Consider the following 26,172-nt stretch of genomic DNA (forward strand, 5'->3'; position numbering starts at 1 on the left):
AATGTCTTATATACGAAGATAGAAGTAGGATGGGTTCAAAATATCGCTTTGTATATTTTTACTTATAAAATTTGTTTAAAATAGGTGATGACTTTTTACAAAGCTAGAGTATAATGATATACGCTTGCCTAAAAAGCTAGCTTAAACAAGCATTATTTGCTGTGCTTGATTCGTAGGAAATGCGTGTATATAAAACGTAAATTGATTAGTCTTTCTAAATGCTAAAATTCTAAATTTCAAGAAATGAAGGTGTGCACAAGATGTTGGGTAAGTTCAAGCGTATATTAATCGGAAGGCCGATGAAGTCAGCAGAACTTGAAGCTGAAAAATTAGGTCGGCTTAAAGCACTAGCAATTCTTTCTTCCGATGCGCTATCCTCGGTGGCATACGGAACAGAGCAAATTTTGCTAGTCCTCATGGTTGCTGGATTTGCTGCTTTGTGGTATTCGGTTCCGATCTCGATCGCGGTGCTTGGTTTGTTGGTTATTTTAATTATTTCGTATCGCCAAACGATTTTTGCGTATCCAGCAGGTGGTGGTGCGTACATTGTAGCCAAGGATAATATCGGTAAAGCCCCCAGCTTAATAGCAGGTGGATCGTTACTTGTTGATTATATCCTAACTGTAGCCGTAAGTTCATCCGCCGGAACAGATGCAATTACTTCTGCTTTTCCAGTATTGCATGATCACCGGGTTCTGATCGCGCTTGTGATGATCGTATTCTTAACGATTATGAATCTACGTGGTGTAACTGAATCTGCATCTGTACTCGCTATTCCTATTTATTTATTCGTTGTCGCTATTTTTGTACTGATTATTACAGGAGTTATTCGTTACTTTACAGGCGGAATCGAAGCCGCTGCTCCGCAATTTGATAGTACCGTCTCGAATGTAAGTCTATTCTTATTGCTCAAAGCATTTAGCTCGGGTTGTTCGGCACTGACAGGGGTAGAAGCTGTATCTAATGCTATTCCTAACTTCCGTAAGCCTGCTGAGAAAAATGCAGCCGCTACACTTCTAATGATGGGTATTATTTTGGGTGCGATGTTTATCGGAATTACACTGCTTGCTTACTGGTATGGTATTCATCCAAGTGCAACTGAAACGGTTATTTCTCAAATTGCCCGCATGACGTTTGGTCATGGGACACTGTATTATGTGATTCAAGGTGTAACTGCACTGATTCTATTCCTTGCAGCCAATACAGCGTACTCTGCGTTCCCGCTACTTGCGTTTATGTTAGCAAAAGATAAATATATGCCACATATGTTTATGGTACGTGGTGATCGTCTAGGTTTCTCTAACGGTATTATTATTTTGAGTCTATTATCTGCTTTGTTAGTTATTGTATTTAAAGGAGACACTGAGAATCTTATTCCACTGTATGCGGTTGGTGTATTTATTCCGTTTACCTTATCACAATTAGGAATGATGATTCGCTGGATTCGTCTCAAACCATCGAACTGGGGATTGAAGTTAACGATTAACACTGTTGGTATGTTAACCACATTATCGATCACATTGATCTTTATTTTCACCAAGTTCTCGCAAGTATGGGTTATCTTTCTGTTCTTACCGTTTGTCGTATACATTTTCTACAAAATCTATACGCATTATGAAAATACAGCAGAACAATTACGTATCGATATCAAAGTCGATAAGCCTGAAGTCAAAGGAAATACGATTATTATTCCAGTTGCCGGCATTACACGTGTAGTGATGAACACGATCAGCTATGCGAAGACGTTATCTCCTAATGTCGTTGCTGTCTATGTTGGTTTCGATGATGAAGCGATTCATAAGATGGAGCAGAAATGGGAAGAATGGAATCCAGGTGTACGTCTGATTGTACTGAAATCACGTTACCGCAGTATTCTAGGGCCTTTACGTCGCTTTATTGATACCGTTGAATGGAAAACATCAGCAACCGATCATATTACCGTCCTGATTCCGCAGTTTGTCACTCATCACTGGTGGGAAACGATTTTGCATAATCAGACCAGTCTATTGATGCGTGCTTATCTGATTAACTACAAAGACGTTGTTGTTGCGACTGTTCCATACCATTTGAATAAATAGAATTAACTAAAAAGAGGTAGACCTTATATAGGGTCTGCCTCTTTTTTGGGTTTATTGAAGTTCCAATTGACTAGAAATATGCCGAGGAATACAAAAATACCACCGATATAGACGTACCATTGGACTTGTTCGCCAAGTAGTAACCAGCCGGAGAGTACGCCGAAGAATGGTGCTAGAAATAGAAAAGCACTGGTCTGAGCAGCATCGCCTTTACCCAGTACATAAAACCAACCTGCAAATTGAACGATAGAAGCCATAATAGCTAACCATAATAAAATGCCTGTAGAGATTAAATTCCATTCAAAATGTGGTTGTTCCAGTACAAGACTAAGTAGTAATAATAGGATTCCACCACATAGCATCTGATAAGCAGTCAGTACCCAGACATTACATATGCCTGACCAGCGTTTCATCAGTAGAGTAGCGATCGCCCATGAGCAGGCTCCTACCACTCCTAGAATCGTGCCTGACTTTAATTGCATATGAAGCCCCATTGTGATGGCTACACCGAGTACACCTAGGACTACACCGAGCCATTGTGTCCAACGGTAACGAGCACGTAAAAGCAATGAACCGAACACAACCACTAGCAATGGATTGGTAAATATTAAAATAGAAGATTCGCCAGCAGTAATCGTACGTAGGCTGAGAAATGTACATGCCATTACGCCTGTTGTCTGTAGTGTACCTATAGTAGCTATTTTTCCCCAATCTATTGAACGTTTGGGTACAGGCAAGCCTCGCAGTGATACGATCAAGGTCATTAATCCACCTGCTATCAAAAATCGTAACGATACTAGAAATAAAGGCGAACTATAATGTAAGCCTATTTTACCGACAGCAAAAGAAGAACCCATCAAAAAAGTAGTCAGCAGAATAATCAATAAAAAGGCAATTGGATGGATTTTCACGCTGTTTCTTCCTTTCTGTGCTATAAAATATGCTATTCTGTTACCTTATTTTCATTTTTTTCTACCTTATCGATCTTCTCCACCCACACCATATACCAATTCGGTGTAGCCTCATAATCGATATCGGTATAGATACGATGAGTAGCTTCTCTGATCGTCTGTAATTGAAGCAATTGAAAAGCTAATGTTTCTGCCATTTTAGGATCATGGCTACGGTAGCCATCATAACATTTGCCGATTTCATTATACGCTCCACTACTGATCCATTCGTATGCTTCTCGCTGCGTTTCAAACGCTACGGTTTCGTCTGCCCAGCGAATCCAATCGGCTTTATATTTAGGTGGTTGATAAAAAGGTAAAGCTTGATTCATACGAATTTCTTCGCGGTAATGATAGCCCTGATCTGCTGGTTTGGGAGGTTGATCCGATGGGTTCATAGGTGTCTCCTTTCTAAGATATATCTTTTAAAATTTGAATTTTATGGCATTTTACGATGACTATCCTGTTACTTTGCCATGACTATATTGTTGTTTTACAAGTGACTGTAATCTATTGAATAATGTTTCTAGACGATATGTTCTCGTCCATTCAATCTATATATTTCTGGAGGCAACCTATGATGAAAAATACAAAAACAATCAAAATCATGCTCACTTCTGTTATGGCTTTATCGCTTACAATCCCTGCCTTATCATCTGTTTCTGCACAAGCCAATACGACTACCAAGGCTATTTCTACTCAGGCAACAACCAAGACGAAAGTAGACAAACTCACGCCTGAACAAGAAAAAAGTCTGGTTGATATTGCTGGATTTGATAATGTAAAACAATTTACTGGATTTTATAACAATCTTCGTCGTTCTGTCGCTAAAAATGATAAAGAAGCGGTAGCTAATCGTATCTCTTACCCTTTGTCAGTCTATAGCAATAATCACCAACGCAAAATTTTGAACAAAAAACAATTTATTGCTGAATACGATACAATTATGACTGCGAAAACGAAAAAAGCATTAGCTGATCAACGCTTAGATAATCTATTTATTCGTGATCAAGGTGTCAAGATTGGTAGTGGCGAAATGTGGATAGCTATGTTAGATGATAAACCAGGTGTATATACTATTAATCAAAATTTACATGATTAATCATCCATAGAAAGGCTTTGCCTATAAGAAGCGTATTTCTATACTTAACGAAGCTAGCTATAAATAGCTCTAAACTAAGATCCTTCTTTTACTTTGTTATTATTTTACGTTATTGTTATTTTATAAGTCATTATCATGTAGCCTAAATGAAGTTAGCGTATTGTCATGATCTTTTGAATATATCAGTCTCTAGGAGGTATGAATAATGAATATCAAAAAAGGAATAACAATCGTGATGACTTCTGTATTAGCTGGATCTATTGCTATCCCTGCTCTGTCTGTATCAGCACAAGCGGATACAACTACAGCCCCTGTCTCTACCATCGCTTCTACTGAATCTACTGCTACTACCAAAGCAAAAGTAGACAAACTCACTGCCGAGCAGGAAAAACGACTGGTGAGTGTAGCTGGATTTGATAATGTCAAACAGTTCACTGGATTTTATGCCAATCTGCGTCGTGCAGTAGCCAATGGAAATAAAGAAGCGGTAGCGAATCGTATTTCTTACCCGCTAGTGATCAATAGCAATAATAAAAAAAGAAGTATTCTTAATCAGTCTCAATTTATAAAAGAATACAATACAATTATGACTGCTAAAGTTAAAAAAGCATTAGCCAACCAGCGTCTCGATAAATTGTTTATACGTGATATGGGTGTCATGATTGGCGATGGCGAGATTTGGATCGCTCCGATGAATAATAAGCCTGGCATTTATGCAATTAATCAATAATCATTTTATATAATCTATACACAGAAAGACCTCCTAGCAGATGGAGGTCTTTTCTTTGTATACACTTTAATTTTTGTAGACTTTGATGATCGGAGTATTTTTGTCTTTGGTTGCTTTTGAAGCTTGGCTTGCAAATAACGAACGCAATGTCTCGATATTCGTTAAAATGACACCGATCAGAATAATCATAGCTCCTAATCCCATTATCCAATTTAGTGGTTCTTTATAGATCAACCATCCAAGTACGAGAGCAATCACTGGCGAAATGTATAACCATGTCGATGGAAATACAGGATTAGTCCGCGAGATCAGCCAGTAGAATAACGTATGCCCTCCCATAGATCCCAACACGATCAAATACACCATTGAGCCTATCGCCGCTGAATTGAACATCGTTTCGATATGTATTTGACTATGCTCGGTAATCAAAGACAGCACCAATAACATCCAACCACCATGTATCATTTGAGCTGCATTTTGCGCAATCGGTGAACTCCCTTGTAATTTAGAAACTACCTGCTTGGAATACACAGCTCCTGCTGCATAGCCAAATTCCCCTAACACGACAACCAGACAAGCAATTACCCATAGTGCATGATACTGACCGGATAACCCGGGTAACATCAGCAAAGCGACACCGACTAATCCAATCAGCGCTCCAATAAATGAAATGCTTGGTGCTTTATCTTTCAATATCACTGCTCGAATCACTAAAATAATAGCTGGAGCCGTAGCAGACAGAACAGCACCTACCCCGGACGTAATATATTGTTCAGCCCAGTATAACGCTGCAAAAGTAAAAAAGGTTAGACCTGACCCTATAAATAGTGTTTCTTTACGTAATAATAAAGAGAAGCTTACCTTTTTACGTGCATACATCCAGATCATTAAGATCAATCCAGCGAGTAGAAACCGAACGCCTGCGGAAAAGAAAGGCGGTAATCCTGCATCGACCCCTATCTTAATCGCTAGAAAGGTTGTTCCAAAAATCAAACACATAATTGCATAACCCAGTAATACCATCTTCCATTCCTCCTCTGTGTTCTGTTATTGTAAAGGAACATCAATAGAACAGATGGAATGCCACAGAACAGATGATACGATACAGGGATATATAAGCGTTACACTAGATACACTTTCTACTCTTGATTGAACTTAATAATCTATGATCTGCTATAGACTCAGAAAGGAATGTGGATATGACAAATAAACCGCTGATTGAACCGCAAAAAAAACAGCCCCATCTTACAGTCGATTCATCATCCTATAAGTCACAAAGTAAACATTCTTTTCAAACCGTTTATACCTATATCCAAACACGTATCCAGCGTGGAGACTGGCAAGCTCATGCCAAATTACCTTCGGTTCGTCAGCTAGCAGAAGATACAGGAATGCACCGTTTAACGATTTTCAAAGCCTATCAACATCTTAAAGAAGATGGTCATGTCTATGCTCGTGATAAATCCGGCTATTATGTGCAACCGCCTGCTCTGCAAGTCTTAACCAATGAAGCGGAATTAGGTCTGCCTTTATTTCAAGGAAATCTAGGCGAACTGCATCGAATAGAAGCTACTTATCAATTCTCCAAAGCGCTTATTACACCGAATCTATTACCAAATCATTATTTTGCTGAATACGTCAAACAAGTATTCGATCTATATCCCAAGTTGTTAGGTACATATGCTACCGCACAAGGCGATCTGGAGCTCAGAGAGATGCTTCAACGCTACTTTACCGATACCGCGCAGTTTCATGTACATGCCGATGAAATCTTGATTACAACAGGTGCTCAACAAGCGATATCGCTCATCGCAGAAGTATGGATACGTCCGGGTGATCATGTGCTGATTGAAACGCCTGCTTATGCTAGTGCTTTGGATGTTTTTGAGCAAAAAGGAGCCAAATTGGTTCCGATCACTATTGATGCTAACGGTTATGATCTTGTTCAGATCAAAGAGGCGATGAAAAAGTACAAACCTCGCTTCTTTTACCTTAATCCTACATTTCACAATCCGACAGGTGTCTGTATATCAGCAGAACAACGCAAACAGCTAGTCGATCTAGCCGCTCAATATGAATGTTTATTGATAGAAGACGATACTTGTCATGATATTTATTTTGATCAAAAGCCGCCGCTTCCGCTATTTGCTTATGATACTGAAGGATACACGATCTATATTCGTAGCTTTAGCAAATATGTGTCTCCAGGACTGCGAATGGCTTGTATTGTAGCTAGACCGGAGTGGTTTACTCCTTTACTTGCTGCCAAGTCACTCGCAGATGGCGGTACACCATTGCTGAATCAGAAAGTATTTTTGCTGTATTTCACATCTAGTCGTCTGCAACAACATATCGAAAAGCTACGAATCGCTTTACGGATTCGCTTAGAAATTATGGAAGAAGAACTCTCTTCAACCGGCTGGTATTATGAAACCCCTCAAGGCGGATTCAACCTCTGGGTTCGATTGCCTGATCATCTATCTGTTCCTGAATTACTGGCTCGTTGTCTCAAACAATCGATTTCTTTTGTGCCTGGATCACTATTTGATCGTAACGATACATCACAGCAATATATCCGTCTTTGCTTTTCATTTGCCAGTGAACATGAGATTCGGCAAGGTATTCAGCAGTTAGTATCCATTGCCAAAGAAATGGAATCTACTTGATCTGAATCGCAGAGCGATACGGTTCATCTAGCTCTAGTTGGAAAGAATGGGCTTGTAATCTGCCTTGCTGATACTGATACACTGTAGTGAGTTCACCCAAAATGTTCATCATACCGACTTGAACAGAACCTGCAACGACCAGTTGTCCATTTTCGATTTTGTATTGACGAACCGCACCTATTTGTAGTCCATTTGCTACCGAATCTGTAGGGTCTTGCAGGATAGAAGTCGGCAAAATCATCTGTTTTTGGTTCCATGTTATATCAATCTGTTGCTTATTTATCTGTGTTTGAAAAGAAGTATTCCAGCTTTGCTGTGCATCTTCTACGGGAATCAACGTACCATCTTGCCGATAAACTTTAACTTCTGTTCTGTCTATGCCGGTGCCATATCCGTTCGTTAGAACAACGATCACTTCCGGTTCACCATCACCATCCAAATCTGTAGAATACAGTTGCGGTGCATATGCTGGATTCACGACTTGTACACCATCTAACAAACCAGTAAATGTAGGTGCATGGATAGACATATTTTCGTACGTACCGTCCGATTTTTCTTTGCCACGAATCGTAATATGAAGATCAGGATCGCTTGCAATTACTTTTGCATCTTCCATAATGTTAAATAGGTTGGATTGAGCAATCGGAAAATCTAATTGTTCTATATTAACAGTGTTTACCATTAAAGGTTCACCATTTTCAGTGACTTGTTGGTTAGAATGAAACTTTGCTGCAGATACCGTTTCTAGTGAAAGAGCACATAAAATAATAGTGATCATCAACCATTTTGTAGCGTTTTTCTTTATATTCAAAAGGAGTGCCTCCTTGATCGTTCGATATTCATTTTTATAGTAAACGTAAATTCAATTCCAACGTGTGTCATGCTAGCTTCTATTACATGCTAAGCCTTAATCGATGTAATTACCAGAAAAAAATGCTGTTCACAGCAAGTTCCTTACAAATAAGTAGCAAATCATCACTTTTACTTTAGATTACCTACAATAACGGAGGAATAAACATGATTACACTCAGAGAAATGAAAATTGAAGATTATAATGAAATTATTGAGCTTTGGGAGCATACTGAAGGTATGTGGTTAAGCGAAGCCGATTCATTACCTCATATTCAAACATATTTAGAGCGTAATCCTTATTGTTCGTTTGTAGCGGAAGAACAGCTAGATACCCAGACGACTGTTCTAGCAGGAACATTACTTGCCGGTCATGATGGTAGGCGTGGATATATGTATCATCTGGCAGTCGATCCTGCATATCGAGGACAACGAATTGCGACACAATTGATTGAAAAAGCAATGAAAGGCTTAACTGATGCCGGAATCGATAAATGCCATATTTTCGTAATGGCAACAAATGTGGAAGGTCAACACTTCTGGGTAGCAAACGGTTGGGAAAAACGAGATAGTTTTTACGTCTTTTCAAAAGATGTTCCACAACACTAGAATGTTCCACATGAAACATTTTGCAAAACAGCGCTATTTTTGACTGATTTGCAGGAAATATAATTAGCCCTACTGGCTTAAAGGATGGACGACGATTGGATCAACAACATGCAAGTCCGCAATATATTTATACGTACTCTCACCGTCAGGATGAACATTCACTTTGTTATCTGGAAATGAGAGCATTTTTTGGACAGGAAACCGATCAATTTATTCTTAAAAGTGATATCGCTGTTATGCCTAGCCGTAGCCCGTTTATCAAAGAACGCATCGAAGTATTGTACGAAGGCGATACGTTAGAAGAAATATATACTCAAGCAGAACAGATCGATATGCTTGATCAGACATTTAAAGTTGTTTTTGTCAAAATCAACGATCTGGATCAAGATCACAAAATTGAGTATCAAGAACGATTAGGTATTGAACGCGAAATAGGGATGCGTATTCATGGAGAAGCCGATGTGAAGCATCCTCAACATACGTACGGCATTGTTCCTTTTGGTGGACGCTGGTATTTAGGTCATTATTTTAAAAATGAAGCTGTCTGGTTCCACAATATGCGCAAACCGCAAAATTACTCTATTGCTCTGAATACCCGTCTTGCTAGAGCGGCTGCTAATATTTTGGTTCCCAATCCTGTAGGGATCAAAGCTATCGATCCTTGCTGTGGCATCGGCACTGTACTGGTAGAAGCATTATCTATGGATATCGATATTGTCGGACGCGATATCAATCCGCATATTGCACAAGGAGCACGAGCCAACATTAAGCATTTTGGCTTAAAAGGAGAAGTAACTTTAGGCGATATTGCAGATATTACAGAACATTATGATGCGGCAATTGTTGATATGCCTTACAATTTATTTTCAACCACTACTCCTGAAGAACAATTAAGTATTCTACAACATGCTCGCCGAATCGCTGATAAAGTTGTCGTGATCACAATTGAGAATATCGATGAAATGATAGCAACCGCCGGATTCTCGATTACAGATCGTGGAGAAGCGAAAAAAGGAGCTAAAGGCGTATTTTCCCGTCAAATTCTTGTCTGTCATTGATGAGTAGGAACACAGTACAAACCAAAAAAGCATCTGTAGCAGAAATGTTTACAGATGCTTTTAGTATTATTTATGAGTATGATTGCAATGCATATTTGCGGAATAACCAGCTCAAAAGCAATTCTAATACAATGTATACTAGCAACCCTATAATAATTGAATATACATTAGCCCATTCCATATGATACGTAATAACAATAAAGATATATACCAATGCTATAGCAATCCATAATATACTCATCATTCTTAGCCATCGCTTAGTAAACAATTGATTCCGAGCAGGTTCAATAACAAGTAGTCCTGCTAACAGCAAAGCAAATGTTAATGGAATCGACTGCTTTAGAGATGCGGTATCTATCAACATCACTACTAAAAAGGCAATCAAATATACACTATAATAACGCAGACATCGGATAACGTTAGCTAGTATATTTTCTGTATGTTCTTCATAATATTTCTTTACGATACCACGCATAACAAATGTACTTAATACAACACATAAACATACTCCAGAAAAAACACTAGATCTATATTCGCTTTGTAAATAAATGCGTGTAGCTCCCAGTGCAATCACACAAGCCACCAACACTAAAATCAGACTTGTTTTGAATTGAGGTCTGATATGCATGAGTTCCTCCTCATTATTCGTTTACATTATGTTCATTAGCCACTTCATTTGTTTTGCGTTCAATATGCTCATCTTCGCCTAAATAAAAGCGTCGAATCGGATTGATATCATCATCTAGTTCGTAGACAAGTGGAATCCCTGTCGGAATATTAAGCTCGGTTAATGTTTTTTCATCAATATCTTCTAAATATTTAATTAAAGCACGTAAAGTGTTGCCATGAGCGGCTATTAAAATATGTTCTTTTTTCTGAATCAAAGGAACAATACAGTCATGCCAGAACTCTCCAACACGTTCTACTGTATCTTTGAGACTTTCACCATATGGAATCTGATCGTCTGGAATCTCGTTGTACCGTACTTCATGACGTGGACTACGTGGATCATCTTTTTTTAATAAAGGAGGACGAACCGTAAGACTTCTGCGCCAGAGTTGAAGTTGTTCTTCTCCATATTTCTCAGCAGTATCGATTTTACTTAATCCTTGCAAAGCTCCATAATGACGCTCATTTAATTTCCATGACTTCTGTTCAGGAATCCATAGTAAATCCAGTTCGTCGAGTATGTAGTGCATAGTCTGAATCGAACGTTTTAACACTGAAGAAAAAGCGAGATCAAATGTATATCCTGCTTCTTTTATTAATTGTCCAGCTATTCTTGCTTCTTCTATTCCACGATCACTAAGCGCTACATCTGTCCATCCTGTAAACAAATTCTGTTGATTATATACACTTTCTCCATGACGAACAAGAATAATTTTGTACATTAGTCTCTACTCCTTTTTCTTTACTTCTTCTAATGGAGAAGTATCTATACTCTTTAACCCACATTATGCTTTTACGTAACCATTTGCAACTAACGCTCAATTGACTGCATTTTACTGTACACCCTTCTGAATAGAAAATGCTAAAATACAAATGAGGTATGATGTTAGACAAGATATTGTAAGATGAGGAGGCACTATACGATGATACCGCCTAATATGACAGAGCAAGTGATACATACGCGTACTAAATTACGCAAAGAAACATTAATCTCGGTGCTGGATGAATTTGATCGTAAGATTATGACGTTGAGCCCACCCAAAAGAGCGGAAAAATATCGCAAAATGAGCACGTCTGCTTTTTCTTTTTTCCGCGGAAGTTCGTATTTGTTTTACTTTGATGCGACCCGCCATTACTTTCCTTATCATACTTCTACCGAACGTCCTACATGGATTCAAGGAGATTTGCATTTCGAAAATTTTGGTGCTTTTCGTAATGAATCGAAGCAGATTGTGTATGATGTCAATGATTTTGATGAAGGGTATATCGGTTCGTATCTGTATGATGTGCTACGTATGTCGGTCAGTATCGCATTAGTTGGACGACAGCTTCAATATACCGATGAGCAACAATTGCACCTGTTAGAACATTATGTTAAAGGTTATCACAAACAAATCTCTTGTTTTGTAGAAGACAAAGACGATCCCGCCAAATTTGTTATGAATGAAAACAAAGCTAAAGGCCCTGTACGCAAATTGTTAAGGAAATTAGAAAAACGCCGTAACGGGCATTTCCTAGAAAAAGTTACTGCGGTTATGCAAAGTGATCGTGTTTTTCAAGAAACTGCTGAATTGGTCACTCCTTCTGAACAAGAACATACATTGTTAGAGCAAGCATGGGATTTTTATCAACAGACTTTAGTTTGTCATCAAGGCGAAGCAGATCATTATCGGATCAAAGATATTGCGATTAAGCATGGTTCCGGTACTGCTTCAATCGGACTGGATCGGTATTATGTATTGATCGAAGGTGGACTACGAGGAGCAGGTGAAGATGATGCTATATTGGAAGTAAAAGAAGTACGGACTCCTGTGCCTGCTTATTTTCTACCTTATGCCGACTCATTCTGGCAGACATTTAGCCATCAAGGTAAGCGTGTAACTACAACACAACAAGCGATGCATCACAAAGCCGATCCTTATCTTGGTTTTCTGACGTTAGACGGTCGAGATTTCTATGTGCGAGAACGTTCACCTTACAAAAAGCGTCTAAAATTAGAAGATATCGAAACGATAGAAGATATGGAAAGTGTACTCAGTACAATGTCTAAATTAACTGCCAAAATGCATGCACGTGCTGATGCCGATGTGAACAAAGGCATTCTGCCATATCATAGTGAAAAAGAAATTCTTAAAGCGATGGGACGCAAACCCAACGCATTTGTACAACATATTTCACGTTGGGCATTCGCTTATGCCGCTCAGGTCGAGAAAGATTATGCGATTTTCTGTGACTGGGCGCAGACATTTCAAACTCCATAAAAGATCACTTTAGCTACCAATAAACAGGGACAGTTCATCGTAACGATAGATCTGTCCCTGTTTTACTTTTTCGTTCTATTCCAGTTATATCAGTAGAAAGATTATGAATAGATCACCCGACCTGCATCACTTAATACATATTGAGTATCCAGATACTCTCTACTTTCCGATACAAGACGACGTACACGCTCGATATCCACGCCTACTAGCTGACCATGTTGCTTCATCAGACGACCGCCAACGAATACAGTATCTACATTCGATGGATTAGTGAATTGAACTACGGCTCCAATAGGATCGATAACCGGAAATAGATTCAAATCTGTATTTAGATCAGAAGTGCTAATCATGATTATATCCGCTTGTTTGCCCGGTGTTAATTGACCAATTTGAGAATCTAATTGTAATGCTTTGGCTCCAGCTACTGTAGCGAACTCAAGCACTTGCTGAGATAACAGATTCAATTCACCCGGCATATTACCACTATTCAGAATCTCTTCATTAACTCGTGCCCGTTCTGCTTGTAACATAAATTTCATTTGTGCAAATAAATCACCACCGGTTGAAGTCACTACATCTACGCCCAGTGAAGGCATTCCACCTTGTTCTAGGAAAAATCCAGTTGCAGGATATCCATGTCCCATCATCATTTCAACTTCAGGGGTTACCGATAACGATGCCCCTGCATCTGCTAGCATTTTATATTCTTCCGTCATCATTTTATTACCATGTACCATATTGAGATCGGGTCCAAGTAATCCTGCTTCATATAGCTTGGTGACTGAATGATCGACAGCTCCCCAGTTGCCAAATCCGATATGCATCGAACAGATCGCTTCCAGTTGGCGGGCGATGCCGATTTCAGTAACCGTAGTATCCCAATGGCTAAATTCAGGGCCTCGTATCGCTAGCCCCATCGTTAACAATTGATCCTGTGAATTAAAATATTGCTTTTTGACACGCTCGGCATCAGAGATCACCAAGCGACTATCTCGATTCCAGTATTCTGTCTCGCCCGGCACACCAAGAGCAAATACAGAGCGTATTCCTGCTTCTTGTAATCCCCGAATCAATTCGTCGGTATGTTCTGGAGAATAAGGCATACTCCAATCCAGTACTGTTGTGACACCAGCATTAAGCGCTTCTAAAGAACCGAGCAAGTTGGCGATATAACTGTCTTGAGGACGTAACCGACTTCCCAACCCACCATAATATAAATTTTGCAAATAGACAGGCAGTGACCAATTAGTTCCTGCTGTACGTACTAGCGATTCCCACATATGCCGATGAGTATCTACTAAGCCCGGCATAATAATATGTTCTGACGCATCAATAATATGATAAGCGGATTCATCAAGTTGTAGATTATTTCCTATAGCTTCAATCGTTGAACCGTTAATCACTACATCTGCTTTCTTTACATTACCAATCGCATGATCCATAGACAACACAGTTCCACTTTTTAAAATATAGCCATTCTTCTTCATCTTTAATTCCTCCTTTTTCCTTTTTTAAGAATAAATAGATGTTACTTATTTATCATAACTCATTATCCTAGTTAACTCAATAAAAGGAAGTTACTTAAATTTATAAAGTATTTGATTTCCAATTTATTTGATACGAATGCATAAGCTTGCTATAACAGCTACCGTAAGCACTAATGCACTATATATAAAGGACTGAGTAGGATGTAAAGACAGTATATAGACTGACCAAATTGGTGCTACACTTGTGCCTGCAAAAAGGAAAAAAGTATATACAGAAACAGCAATTCCGCGATAACTCCCTCCCAATTGTCCAACTAAAGCCACTAAAGAAGGCACAGCAATCGCAATACCTGCGACAAAAATGACGCTACATATAACGATTAATACTAAGTGATGTAGCCAGCCCATCATCAATAGGCTTATAATTCCTAGTCCAAGTCCCAAAAGCAAAGTATTTCGTACCCCTATTTTACGAGAAATCGTCCCTGAAAATGGTGAACATATCATTCCTAAAATCCCTATCATTCGAATCCATAACATTTGCAAAGGTGTTACCCCAAAAACATCACTTTGCAAATTATTTCCTAGTATTATGTACATTACAATAAAAGAAAATAACAAAAGGAAGGCGATGATATACGTAAATATCAGATTTCTTTGCCTAATAACAATCGTTAATTGCTTAAGATAAGACCAGATATTGAGGTCAGGTTGTTGAATACTATCTTGGGTTAATCCTATTTTAAGCCAAAGTATTGTCAATATATAAAGAACTCCAAATAGTATAAATATCAGATTCCATCCGTAATACGTACTGATCCAGCTTGAAATGACCTGTCCTAAAATTCCTGCGATCAGGAAGCCTGTACTAATAAACCCGATAGTAGTTACTTTACGATGATTAGGAAATATAGCTACAACATAGGCAAGTGCTACAGGTGAAAAAGAAGCTGCCGCTAATCCTTGTACACTTCTGAGTAGCAATAAAATCACAAAATGATGAGTATATCCGATCAACATCGTAATCAATGCCAATGCACACAAACCGATAGTCATTACCTTTTTACGACCATATTTATCAGCTAGAGCACCATAAAACAAACAACCAATCGCAAAGCCTAATGAAAATAAACTACCTGTTAATCCTGCTTGAGCAGAACTAATATTGAATTGTGTGATAAATATAGAACTTAAAGGAATAGTAAGATACAGACTACACATAATGACCATGCCTGTCCAACATAATAAGATAGTCATTTTAGAATAATTCACTTCGGCAAGAGTTGAATTTGTATTATTGATTTTCATAGGTAAAGCTCCATTCTTTTCATATAGTTAGATAATCTAATTACTTTACCAAAAAAAATTTACCTCCCTATTTGGAATCTTTTCTCTATCTGGTTATGCAATTTATCTATAACTTTAGATAATATTTGCTGTTCATCTTCGTTTAGATCTTCTACCAATGAAGCACATGCAGACCAAAATACAGGTAATACACGTTGAACAAACATTTTACCTGCGGTGGATAACTTAACATAAATTTTCCGACCATCTTCCGCACTGGACTCGCGTATAATCCAACCTTTTTTTTCTACACTATTCAAAAGTGCTGTGACTGATGCTCTACGGATATTTAAACGTTCAGCAATAGCAGATGGAGTGACTTTTTCACTATTTTCATGTAATTGAATCAGTAGTAATAAATCAAGCTTACTTTCTGTGATATCATAATCAGCAATTTCATTATCGACGATATCAAGAATATGATCACTTGTCCAAAGCATTAATAGACCTAATTGAGCAGAAGCAATCGAGGTACCCGCTTCAGCTGTCTGTTCGCACAGCTTGTCGTAAGGTTCTTTACCTAACTTAGGTAATTGATGATTATGTACAGACTGCTCATTAAAATGTTTGCGAACCATATATCCTACCTACTTCCCCAAATAATTAGATTATCTAACTATATTATACGTAGAAACGTAAATTAAGCAATACCTATCTTAACTACAATTAGATACTAGATAAATAGTATGGATATGATCAAAAAAAATCCTTAAATGTATACCTGTAAGATCAAGGATACATTTAAGGATTCAAGTAGCTCATTTTATTTCACTGAACCGCGTGTAACACCACTAATAATCCATTTTTGAGCAAAGAGATAAATAATAATCATTGGCAACATCGCTAATAGATACGATGCAAATGCTAGATTATAATCGGTATTGAATTGCCCCTGGAAAATGTACTGCACTAACGGTAATGTGTACATGTTCTGATCGCTAATAATAATCAATGGTAATAGGAAATCATTATATGTCGATAAGCACACCAGTATTCCGACGGTTGCATTGATCGGAGCCATCAGCGGGAAAATGATACGCCAGAATGTTCCCCATGTGGTTGCTCCATCTACCGTTGCCGCTTCTTCAAGCACTGCTGGAATAGAGCGAATATATCCTACATATACAAATACATTAAATGCTAGAGCATATACCGTATGCAAAATAGTCAATCCCACGAGATTGGTCATATGTAGCGCAGATGTTAATTTAACAATCGGCAACATAATAATCGGAAAAGGAATAAACATTGCACTGACAAAGTAAAAGTATAATCCTTTAAAAAATTTACGATCCATATTACGTCCAATTGCATAAGCAACCATCGAGTTGGTCAGCAATGTAAGTACTACTGTCGCTGTCGTTACCAGTGCACTATTACGAAAAGCCTGGAAAAAGTTAGTCAGCTCTATCGCACTGGCAAAGTTATCAAACCGCCATGTGGTCGGTAATCCAAATAGAGATTGCGACATCTGTTGCGGATCTTTCAAAGCAATCGTAATCGCCATATATAATGGGAAAAGAACGATAATAGTGCCGATTGCTACAAGAATATTTACTGTCCAATTGGTACGTTTATGTGTTTCCATTACATATCCATCTCCCTTCTTTGCAGGAATCGAATTTGAAGAATAGAGATAACTGCGATCACGATAAAGTAAATCACCGAGTTCGCTGATTGATAAGCAAATTCTCCACCTTCAAATCCACCTGTATAGATCAAGAATGAGATCGATTGAGTGGCACGGCCAGGCCCACCATTAGTCAAAGCGACGATTTGGTCAAAGACCATCAACGCATTTTTCATCGCTAATACCATATTGATCGTAAAAAATGGAGCAATCAATGGGAATGTAATACTCCAAAATTCACGCCATTTACCAGCGCCATCCAGACTGGATGCTTCATACAGATCATGCGAAATCGTCTGTAAGCCCGCTAGATACAGAATCGTATTTAATGCGATACCTTGCCATACCGCAACAATCACGATACCGATCCAAGCCAGACTGTCATTTCCAAGAATATTCGTGGACAACCAGTTGATCCCCAGTGTCTGTCCCCAGACGGTAAATACATTAGAGAACAAATAGTTAAATATGTAACCCACAATCAATACACTAAGAATATTAGGCAAGAAATATACGCCTCTAAAAAAATTACGGAATTTGATACGAGAATTGAGTCCTACTGCAATCAATAAGCTGAAGATATTAATAAAAATCGTAACCACAACTGCATATTTGATCGTAAACCAGTAAGCTTCACCTACTACATTATCGGTAAACAAACTGACGTAATTACGAATACCTACAAAATCATATTCTTTACCAAATCCATTCCAGTTCGTAAATGAATAAAAAACCCCTTGAATCGCAGGTAAAGTTAGAAATAAGAAAAATAACAATACCGCAGGAATCGTCATCCAATAATAAGTTGCCATGCGTTTGCTAGACATCGTATCACTCCTTCCATGTATCGATTAGCTTGCTCGGCGTGCCGCTACTTTATCCCACTCTTTATCCAGTGTACTGAGGAACCCATTGATATCTTTGTTTTGCAAAAAGGCTTGTACCGTTGGATTCAATTGCACAGCACTTGGAATATAGTGATCGACAAAATCGACAATTTTACCCTGTTCAAAATAAGGCAGTAATTCCGCTACACTGCTGTCTTTCTGCTGTACTCCACTAACCGCAGAAAATAAATTTTGTTGGTCGATATATTGTTGACTATTTTCCGGTTTCAATAAGAACGCGATAAATTCTTTCGCTTGTTCTGGATATTCTGTCTGACTGGAAATCGCCAGTAATGTATCAATACCAGCCGTCAGTTTATTTTTGGATTCGTCATTGCTACCAGGTAACGGGAAGAATCCTAATTGAATATCTGGATTCACTTTGCGAATCTCAGAGATCGCCCAGCTTCCTTGAATATACATCGCTGCTTCTCCGTTCGCGAACGCACGATTACCATCCGAGTATGCTTTACCAAAGTTATCATTATGACCGTAATTAAGTAATTCTAATTGCTTTTTAGCCACTTCTTGATAACCAGCTACAAACGTTGTATTCCCTTCACGACGCTCTTTGTAAAAGTCTGTTCCGACCAATGTGCCTCCCATATCGTTAAAAGGAAGATTCGTTTGCCAGTCATCTTTGTACGTAAAGTAAAAAGGAATTGTTCCTTCTGCTTTCGCCTTTTTCGCTGTCGCTATCAACTCATCCCACGTTTTGGGTACAGTCAGGTTCAGTTTTTTGAAAATGTCTTTGTTATAGATGATACCGCTTGCATTCAAAGCAAAAGGAACTCCTGTTACTTCTTGCATCCCGGTCACATCCTGTAGCATTTGTGCATATTTAGGATCAATATTTTGCAATAATTTATCGCCGGTTAGATCCATAAAAATATCACTTTGCGCGAGTAACGAATATGTATCTGTAGCCCCTAAGCCAACAATATCAGGAATATCGTTTTTGACGACTCGTGTTTTGAGCACTGTCTCTGCATCCGGTGGATTTACTTGTGAGACATGAATATTCGGATGTTCTTGATTGAATTTGGCAATCAATTCATCGAAGCTAGCTTTGGCTTCCGGCTTATTCTGGAAAAACTCCAATTGCACTACGCCATCTTTACTGCCGCTATTGCTCATACTGCAAGCTGATAATAATCCAACCAGCAACAGCCCGCTCAGCAATATACTCCCCCATCTTTTCATCTAACCATCCCCTCCATTGTTCCTTTTACTTGTATAAACAATATAAACAAAAAATACCCTATTCCGACAAAAAGGAAACGATTACAACAAATTTTTACCCTACTTTTACATTTCAAAAGTTCAAAATCTATAAATTTCAAAAAATATTTTTCCATTTTTGACACCTTTTCTTATCAAATACAGTATGTAGATATATAAAAATAGTTATAAAGATGGAGAGTATTTCAAAATTAATCAGAATTGAAGTTGTATTTGCCTCCATTTTTTAAACTTTATAGATAAAAAGATATAGATTCGTACTTTTTAGATACATACCTTTTTATTTCAATAGATTTGCACTGATCCTATACAGTGTTGGAGGTCATACGTATGAATATAACTACTGAACAAAATCCAATTATCCATTCTTTTTTGAGTATACAAAGTAATAAGCAACTTTTGGAACAAGCGATGTATTATCCTACAGCTCAAAATAAGCAAAAACTCAATCAAGCGTTTCAGCTTTTCTTTTTAGAAGCTCGTTTTACGTCTTATATTGCTTCTCTTATTCATTTCAGTGCTATTAACTATGATAAGAAAAACCGTCTATATAAAGATCGATATCAATTAATCGTAGATCAAAATAGAGATTCAGATCATGCTTCTGCTTCTATTTTTCCTGCTGATACCGATACATATCATTTTGTAGAACAAAGTTGGCAGCAAGTGATGACAGAAAAACGGATGTACGAAGCTATTGAGCAATTGACCAGTCGCGAGCAATCTATTCTTTGTTATCTTTATATTTATGAAATGACCGAGAAAGAAATTTCTACTAAGCTTCAAGTGACACAACAAGCTATTTCCAAAACAAAACGATTAGCACTTAAAAAATTACAAACGTATCTTCAATGTTTAGAATGACCATCAGTATATAAAAGGTACGTGAGGAGGAATCACGATGGCACATGCTCTACTATCCTTAATTCAAAAAGCTAAAAATGAAGATGAAGAAGCTATTTTATTTTTAATCAACAAGTTTTCACCCAAAATTATGAGATCACTACAACAAACGACTTATCAAGAACAAGAAGATTTACGTCAGGAAATTCATCTCAAAATTATTGAAGCAGTGCGCAAATATGATCTGGAGCAGATACCGGATATTTGGAATTTTATTAATCCGGATGATTTTTCAGCCCGAACGCTGTCTTCCTAAATCATTTTATCGCAAACAAAAAAGCCAGAGTAAACTTACACTCTAGCTTGCTGTTTATAACTATTATTCATGTTAGCCGATAGATTTAGGCGAAAGTGGCTCTTTGTAAAAAGTAAGACGGTTTTTACCAGAACGTTTGGATTGATACAATGCCTGATCTGCCATACGGATAATTTCGATCGGGTTGTCACTATCATACGGATAGACAGCTCCGCCGATACTACAGCCGATATTCACTTTTTCGTATTCTACAATAAATGGTTTGTTCAAACTGCGAATAATATCATTCGCATAGGCAACTGTATCTTTCTGGATATCCAATTGAACTGGATCGGTATGCAGAACGACTAGAAATTCATCGCCACCCAGACGCACTGTAATATCTTTTTCACGCGTGAGATGACATAGACGCTGAGCTACTTTTTGTAATAACATATCGCCGCTCTGGTGTCCTAGTGTATCGTTGACCTTTTTGAATCCATCCAAATCAATATAGAGAAACGACAAACATGGCTGTTGTTCAGGATTTTCAAAAGCTTCTTCCAAATACATTTCTAACGCATTCCGATTCGGAAGACCTGTTAGATGATCATAATGTGCTAGACTTTGCATATTATCCAGTTCTACTTCTTTTTGACTGAGCGACGTCACCATTGTCTGCAAAGAAAAGGATAATAATTCAATATCATTAAAACTTTTGTGAGCCGGTATTTCAATATTTTCTCCAGAGGCTAAGCGATCAGCAGTGCGTGTCAATGCACGAATAGGTAACGAAATGCGCTCTGCTAACCACCAACCAATCAGTGCAAATAGAACAGCAGCCGCTATCGTAATCCAGATATTAAAGTTCATCAATTCAGATACAGATGCTAATGCTGTAGATTCAGGTTGTCGTACAATAACAGTCCACCCTAGCCCTGGATAATCCAAGTATCCATCTCCATAGGCATACCCTGTTAAGTATGTATTGCCGTCCGGCCACTTTTCCAATTCCCAACCATCTTTTTGTAATTGGGCTTTCTCTATACTTTTCAAAGGTAAAGGCTTGCCTACCATATCACGCGGTCCTAATAAAACAGTCTGATCCTTTTTGCTTACAATCAGCATATCGATATCTTGGTCTGCCCATTTGTTTGGCAATAAGACACTTTCTTGTACTTCTTTCGCCCATGCCCAACTCATATGTGCAGCCAGTACACCAATCGTTTGGTTCTGACTGTTGCGAATCGGTAGACTCACATCAACGAATTGTAACGGTTCTCCACTCGGATTTGGTAACAATTTGGCAAGTAATACAGCATCATGTACATCACCGATAAATTTGCCTTGAATCCCTTGTTGAAATACAGGACGCTCCGACAAGTCTTTGCCTAATAAAATGCCATCTGTTGCTGCCAATACTTTTCCTTTAGTATCCGTATATCCGATCCATGAAAAGGATGGAAAATGGGATTGCAGTTGATCTAACATTTGTTGAATATTTCCGATATTTTGATTATTTTCAAAAACAGGCAAGCTCCCCAATAATTCTACTTCACCTGATCTGGACCACATAAAATTATCTAACTTATCTGCTGTCTGATAAGCTGTTCCTGCTAGAGATTCCCCAATCTCATTTTTGATACTTTTTGAAGAATAGTAACTAATCGTTGTGCTCAGTACAAAAGACAGTAACAACGACAATGCAATAAATGTAACAATTAACGCAGTTCTCAATTTGACAGACACCGACATTTCCCCCGAAAATTCGACTTTTATTTTAATATCGGTTTCTGGTAGCAGAGAGATTAATTATTTTTCATTCCTATTAAATGTTGCAACAATTATATATTTAAAAATACATATAGAAAAAGACTAACAGTTAAAGTTAGTCTTTTTTAGAATTATATTTAGCACACAATGTATGATAATATCATCTTAAATTTAATTTCTCGTATAAAGAAAAAATATAATTTTTACTTACATAAGCAATATCTGGACAAAGGTTAAAAAATATTAGGTTTGTTTGTCCAGATGTCTCAATTCTCTTTACATGATTCAAATTAATAAGATAACTCCTATGGGTTCTAATAAAAAAAGCGGAATTGATTCTTTGCTCGATCGATTTTAATGATTCTGTTACTTTAAATGATTTTTTAGGATAAGTATTTATAATCAATTTAGATGATCTACCTTCAGAACTAATATATGCGATATCTTCTTGATTTAAAAGTTGTATTCCATTATCACATTTTACAGGAAGTAATTGATTGATATCGCCTGAATTTTCTTTGTTTGGATAGTGAATAGAACATATTTTTTTGATACACTCTCGAAATCTTTCATAACTAAAAGGCTTAACTAAATAATCAATCGCATGTAATTCAAAAGCATGATAAGCATAGTCTGGACTAGACTTCATAAATACTATATCTACAGATGAATATTGAAGACGAATCCTTTCAACTAATAATAAAGGTGATTCTGCGATAGAATCTATATTTAGAAAGATAACATGAACTAAGTGATACGATAATACTTTATTAATTTTTTCTATAGACGCATCAGTACAAGTTAGCTTAACACCTAGACCTTGAAGCATATGTGTAATATCTTCTTGCAATGCTTGATCTTCATTGATCAGTAATGCAGAGAACATTCTAAATCACCTATCTTATAGTAGATTATTCTAACTTAATAAAAAATAGACGACACATTCACACCCAAAATTCCTAAAGCAAATAATAAGATTGTAATAACCGCGTATGCTACAAAACTTTTATGATTCCCAATTACTTTCGCTATAGTCATAAATCCAGCTGCTACTGCTGCTGAATACAGAATGATACTAGAAAAATCATCTTTAGCCCATACACTACATCCAATATAGTACAACGTTAATAATAGAAATAACCCAGCAAAAACCTGGAAAATAATAGTTATATTTTTCGAGTTACTTTTAATGTTTTCTGTCTCTTTCATAAATAATTCCTCCTCAGAAATAGTTATGCTTTTAACTCACTTTTATTAAATCTAAATCCAATCCAAGTGGCACAAATAATAAATGTTATAATGATTCCTCCAATAAATAGAGGTAACGAGTCTACAGGACTTTCTTGAGGAGATGAGATAGCAAATGCTGGCTGAGCCCATGGATAAAACATTCCCCATTGAGAAGAGTACGCTGCAAAAACCATCAGAGATAATATAATATTAATACTTAATGGAATACCAAAGCTTTTAATTTTATATGACAACCATAGTTGAATAGAACATAAAGAAAATGTACCTAACCAACTCAAAAATATAGCACCAAACATAAATCCCCAAGGAATCGGATCATGAATATTTACAATTGCACCACCAATTAAACAAAATACAAGCAATGTAAATTGCATCATCAAAATTAAAAACAAAACCACAATTAATTTGGAGAAGTAAATAATATTGCGTTGAATAGGAAGAGAAAATTGTAATTTCCAACCTCCATTTAAATGATCTGTTCTACAGACAATGGCTGCATAAATACCTGAAGCAATTGGTAAAAACAATATGCCATAAAATAAAGTGATTTGCGTCCATATTTCTAACCATGCATTATCTGTTGGCTGATCCATCAGTACATCATAGTTGCCCAGAAAGTTACCAATCCCCAGTAAAACACTTATAAAAGGAACCATGATAATCAAGATCCATGTTTTCTGCCTTTTCAATTTTAACCATTCAAATGAAATATATGTTCCTAACATCTATTATTCACCCCTATTCTACTTCCTGTTTGCTAAATTGATACAATCCTATAAGTAAAAACAATATTCCAAAAATAATACTTAATAGCGCATATAGACCTAGAGCATCATTAGGAACGATAGCTGCTAATGTATTATTTTCGACCACTTGTTTTAAAGGAGTTAGCAAAGCAGGATAAGCCCAGAATATATAAGAAGTTAACGTATTCATTTGCAAAAAGAACATGCAAATCGCTCCAAATATACCTATCGTTATAGGGAAGGCTTGATTTTTAAATTGAAGAGATAACCATAATTGAAATGTAATAATCGGAAATGCACCTAAATAAGGATAAAAAGCTTCCTGCAACAACGTAAGATAAGGAGGACTGCTTTCGAAACCTAACATTTTGCCGATCATAATAAAACCTAGAAAAAGAAGTAAACCCGAAATCATACACACCTTTAATATGTAAAACAATTTGCTGAAATAAAAATAGGATTTACGAATTGGTAAAGCAAGGATCATTTTCCATGCATTCGTTTGATGCTCCACATTAATTAAATTAGAAATAATAATCGTTAACTTAATAGGAACAACAAACATAATTAAAAAATGAACGATCACAATCATAGACGACCACATATCATTATTTTGTTCTAGTAAATTACTTTTTTGCGAAGCTACAATAATTAAAGCTCCAAACAAAACAATAATAGGATAAAGATAAGCGATAGGATTAATAAAAGTCCGTTTAAGTTTGATAGCATCAGAGGCAATTACACCATTCATGATATAACGCCCCTTTTATTCGTAATTTCAAGGAAAATATCTTCTAATGAACGCTTTTGTTCTTGTATCCGATAAACTTCCATATTTTTACGTACTAATTTATCAGTAATATAAGCAATTTTGCTATCTTCTGTTTCGTTGATTTCAAGCTCTCCATTTTCTTTAAGAGTGACATTCCAACCTTCTTGTTGAAGGATAGATTCAGCATGAAGAGAATCATTAGTACGCATCACAATTCTAGGATTACTTTTCTTTCTTAGCTCTTCGATACTGTTTTGAAAAATCAATTGTCCTTGATTGATAATACCAACTTTGTTAGCCATTTGATCGACTTCATTTAGTAAATGACTAGAAATCATAATCGTAATTCCGTATAACCCGGGCAACGTTTTAATCAGTTCACGTATTTCCTGAATACCCGCTGGATCTAATCCATTTGTCGGTTCATCTAAAATGAGTAGACGTGGTGAACCTAACAAAGCAATACCTATACCTAAACGCTGTTTCATACCCAAAGAATAATTTTTAACTAATTTATCTTTAGCATCTGTTAAGCCAACAACTTTCAAAATTTCCAGGTTTCTTTTTTTATCTTTCACTTGCAATAATCGGCGAATAGCTTCTAAATTTTCTAAACCTGTTAAGTTCCCGTAATACGATGGATATTCAACTAATGAACCAATCCCTCTTAAAATGTCCATCTTATTATTCTGAAGATTTTTCCCGAATATCTGGATATCTCCTGACGTAGGTTTGATCAATCCTAGTAACATACGAATAGTTGTTGTTTTTCCTGCTCCATTAGGTCCAAGAAAACCATATATGTCTCCTTGCTCTACAGATAGATCAATTTGGTTAACTACTTTTGTGTTTTTATAAGACTTTATTAATTGATTAGTCTCTATAATGTTTACCATTGTCATCACCTCAAACACAGTATATGCAATG

General features: G+C 37.1%; 27 protein-coding genes. 9 read left to right on the top strand and 18 right to left on the bottom strand.

Annotated elements, in window-relative coordinates; all coding sequences use genetic code 11:
• Positions 1–260 precede the first annotated feature (260 nt).
• On the top strand, positions 261–2,078 hold the full coding sequence (locus QE450_RS18350) for an APC family permease (protein ID WP_273613969.1): 1,818 nt from the start codon (positions 261–263) through the stop codon (positions 2,076–2,078).
• Positions 2,079–2,101: 23 nt separating this feature from the next.
• Here the strand turns inward: QE450_RS18350 and QE450_RS18355 are convergent, their stop codons facing one another.
• Positions 2,102–2,983 (bottom strand): DMT family transporter, encoded by an 882-nt coding sequence (locus QE450_RS18355; RefSeq protein ID WP_307302759.1) that lies wholly within the window; start codon positions 2,981–2,983, stop codon positions 2,102–2,104.
• 38 nt (positions 2,984–3,021) lie between these two features.
• On the bottom strand, positions 3,022–3,426 hold the full coding sequence (locus QE450_RS18360; RefSeq protein ID WP_307301135.1) for a hypothetical protein: 405 nt from the start codon (positions 3,424–3,426) through the stop codon (positions 3,022–3,024).
• Between the two features lie 179 nt (positions 3,427–3,605).
• Here QE450_RS18360 and QE450_RS18365 point away from each other — a divergent pair, with 179 nt between their 5' ends.
• Positions 3,606–4,130, top strand: coding sequence for a hypothetical protein (locus tag QE450_RS18365; protein ID WP_307301137.1), 525 nt, complete (start codon positions 3,606–3,608; stop codon positions 4,128–4,130).
• A 205-nt stretch (positions 4,131–4,335) separates the two neighbouring features.
• A complete protein-coding gene (locus QE450_RS18370; protein ID WP_307301139.1) occupies positions 4,336–4,860 on the top strand; it encodes a hypothetical protein in 525 nt (174 codons plus the stop codon).
• Between the two features lie 66 nt (positions 4,861–4,926).
• Here QE450_RS18370 and QE450_RS18375 read toward each other — a convergent pair whose 3' ends face one another.
• Complete coding sequence (locus tag QE450_RS18375; protein WP_307301141.1) at positions 4,927–5,883, bottom strand: DMT family transporter; 957 nt, start codon at positions 5,881–5,883, stop codon at positions 4,927–4,929.
• Between the two features lie 176 nt (positions 5,884–6,059).
• On the opposite strand from QE450_RS18375, the gene QE450_RS18380 reads away from it, so the two are divergent.
• On the top strand, positions 6,060–7,526 hold the full coding sequence (locus tag QE450_RS18380) for an aminotransferase-like domain-containing protein (protein ID WP_274171585.1): 1,467 nt from the start codon (positions 6,060–6,062) through the stop codon (positions 7,524–7,526).
• On the opposite strand, the gene QE450_RS18385 is transcribed toward QE450_RS18380, so the two are convergent.
• Positions 7,519–8,337 carry a hypothetical protein gene (locus tag QE450_RS18385; RefSeq protein WP_307301145.1) on the bottom strand — a complete coding sequence of 273 codons (819 nt, stop codon included), beginning with the start codon at positions 8,335–8,337 and terminating at the stop codon, positions 7,519–7,521. The genes QE450_RS18380 and QE450_RS18385 overlap by 8 nt on opposite strands.
• Positions 8,338–8,543: 206 nt before the next feature.
• On the opposite strand from QE450_RS18385, the gene QE450_RS18390 reads away from it, so the two are divergent.
• Positions 8,544–8,984: a GNAT family N-acetyltransferase gene (locus tag QE450_RS18390; RefSeq protein WP_273613976.1), complete on the top strand. Its 441-nt coding sequence runs from the start codon at positions 8,544–8,546 to the stop codon at positions 8,982–8,984.
• A gap of 95 nt (positions 8,985–9,079) precedes the next feature.
• Positions 9,080–10,042 (top strand): TRM11 family SAM-dependent methyltransferase, encoded by a 963-nt coding sequence (locus QE450_RS18395; RefSeq protein ID WP_273613977.1) that lies wholly within the window; start codon positions 9,080–9,082, stop codon positions 10,040–10,042.
• Positions 10,043–10,112: 70 nt separating this feature from the next.
• On the opposite strand, the gene QE450_RS18400 is transcribed toward QE450_RS18395, so the two are convergent.
• Both QE450_RS18400 and gpmA read right to left on the bottom strand, forming a co-directional pair.
• Positions 10,113–10,670: a hypothetical protein gene (locus tag QE450_RS18400; protein WP_307301148.1), complete on the bottom strand. Its 558-nt coding sequence runs from the start codon at positions 10,668–10,670 to the stop codon at positions 10,113–10,115.
• Positions 10,671–10,683: 13 nt separating this feature from the next.
• Positions 10,684–11,433: a 2,3-diphosphoglycerate-dependent phosphoglycerate mutase gene (gene gpmA / locus QE450_RS18405; RefSeq protein WP_307301149.1), complete on the bottom strand. Its 750-nt coding sequence runs from the start codon at positions 11,431–11,433 to the stop codon at positions 10,684–10,686.
• Between the two features lie 201 nt (positions 11,434–11,634).
• Here gpmA and QE450_RS18410 point away from each other — a divergent pair, with 201 nt between their 5' ends.
• A complete protein-coding gene (locus tag QE450_RS18410) occupies positions 11,635–12,972 on the top strand; it encodes a DUF2252 domain-containing protein (RefSeq protein ID WP_307301151.1) in 1,338 nt (445 codons plus the stop codon).
• A 101-nt stretch (positions 12,973–13,073) separates the two neighbouring features.
• On the opposite strand, the gene QE450_RS18415 is transcribed toward QE450_RS18410, so the two are convergent.
• The 6 genes from QE450_RS18415 to QE450_RS18440 form a co-directional block, all read right to left on the bottom strand.
• A complete protein-coding gene (locus QE450_RS18415; protein WP_307301153.1) occupies positions 13,074–14,459 on the bottom strand; it encodes an amidohydrolase family protein in 1,386 nt (461 codons plus the stop codon).
• A 123-nt stretch (positions 14,460–14,582) separates the two neighbouring features.
• The gene (locus QE450_RS18420; RefSeq protein WP_307301155.1) at positions 14,583–15,767 is read right to left on the bottom strand and encodes an MFS transporter; all 1,185 of its coding nucleotides are present in this window, start codon (positions 15,765–15,767) and stop codon (positions 14,583–14,585) included.
• Between the two features lie 59 nt (positions 15,768–15,826).
• Positions 15,827–16,384 (bottom strand): MarR family winged helix-turn-helix transcriptional regulator, encoded by a 558-nt coding sequence (locus tag QE450_RS18425; RefSeq protein ID WP_273613982.1) that lies wholly within the window; start codon positions 16,382–16,384, stop codon positions 15,827–15,829.
• A gap of 185 nt (positions 16,385–16,569) precedes the next feature.
• Complete coding sequence (locus tag QE450_RS18430; RefSeq protein WP_204826067.1) at positions 16,570–17,394, bottom strand: carbohydrate ABC transporter permease; 825 nt, start codon at positions 17,392–17,394, stop codon at positions 16,570–16,572.
• Positions 17,394–18,263: a carbohydrate ABC transporter permease gene (locus QE450_RS18435; RefSeq protein ID WP_274171577.1), complete on the bottom strand. Its 870-nt coding sequence runs from the start codon at positions 18,261–18,263 to the stop codon at positions 17,394–17,396. The genes QE450_RS18430 and QE450_RS18435 overlap by 1 nt, the downstream gene beginning before the upstream one ends.
• A 24-nt stretch (positions 18,264–18,287) precedes the next feature.
• Positions 18,288–19,526, bottom strand: coding sequence for an ABC transporter substrate-binding protein (locus QE450_RS18440; RefSeq protein ID WP_307301160.1), 1,239 nt, complete (start codon positions 19,524–19,526; stop codon positions 18,288–18,290).
• Positions 19,527–19,895: 369 nt separating this feature from the next.
• On the opposite strand from QE450_RS18440, the gene QE450_RS18445 reads away from it, so the two are divergent.
• Positions 19,896–20,429: a sigma-70 family RNA polymerase sigma factor gene (locus QE450_RS18445; protein ID WP_274171575.1), complete on the top strand. Its 534-nt coding sequence runs from the start codon at positions 19,896–19,898 to the stop codon at positions 20,427–20,429.
• 37 nt (positions 20,430–20,466) lie between these two features.
• Positions 20,467–20,724, top strand: coding sequence for a helix-turn-helix domain-containing protein (locus tag QE450_RS18450; protein WP_301263498.1), 258 nt, complete (start codon positions 20,467–20,469; stop codon positions 20,722–20,724).
• Positions 20,725–20,796: 72 nt separating this feature from the next.
• Here QE450_RS18450 and QE450_RS18455 read toward each other — a convergent pair whose 3' ends face one another.
• From QE450_RS18455 to QE450_RS18480, 6 genes are all read right to left on the bottom strand, one after another.
• Positions 20,797–22,452, bottom strand: coding sequence for a sensor domain-containing diguanylate cyclase (locus QE450_RS18455; RefSeq protein ID WP_307301164.1), 1,656 nt, complete (start codon positions 22,450–22,452; stop codon positions 20,797–20,799).
• Between the two features lie 184 nt (positions 22,453–22,636).
• Complete coding sequence (locus QE450_RS18460; RefSeq protein ID WP_274171572.1) at positions 22,637–23,362, bottom strand: LytR/AlgR family response regulator transcription factor; 726 nt, start codon at positions 23,360–23,362, stop codon at positions 22,637–22,639.
• Between the two features lie 35 nt (positions 23,363–23,397).
• Positions 23,398–23,685, bottom strand: coding sequence for a hypothetical protein (locus tag QE450_RS18465; protein ID WP_274171571.1), 288 nt, complete (start codon positions 23,683–23,685; stop codon positions 23,398–23,400).
• 23 nt (positions 23,686–23,708) lie between these two features.
• Positions 23,709–24,452 (bottom strand): ABC transporter permease, encoded by a 744-nt coding sequence (locus QE450_RS18470; protein ID WP_307301167.1) that lies wholly within the window; start codon positions 24,450–24,452, stop codon positions 23,709–23,711.
• 13 nt (positions 24,453–24,465) lie between these two features.
• Complete coding sequence (locus tag QE450_RS18475; protein ID WP_274171569.1) at positions 24,466–25,224, bottom strand: ABC transporter permease; 759 nt, start codon at positions 25,222–25,224, stop codon at positions 24,466–24,468.
• Complete coding sequence (locus QE450_RS18480) at positions 25,221–26,141, bottom strand: ABC transporter ATP-binding protein (RefSeq protein ID WP_307301169.1); 921 nt, start codon at positions 26,139–26,141, stop codon at positions 25,221–25,223. The genes QE450_RS18475 and QE450_RS18480 overlap by 4 nt, the downstream gene beginning before the upstream one ends.
• Positions 26,142–26,172 lie beyond the last annotated feature (31 nt).

Origin of the sequence: Paenibacillus sp. SORGH_AS_0306 (assembly GCF_030819345.1) — a bacterium.
GTDB lineage: Bacteria > Bacillota > Bacilli > Paenibacillales > Paenibacillaceae > Saccharibacillus > Saccharibacillus kyungheensis.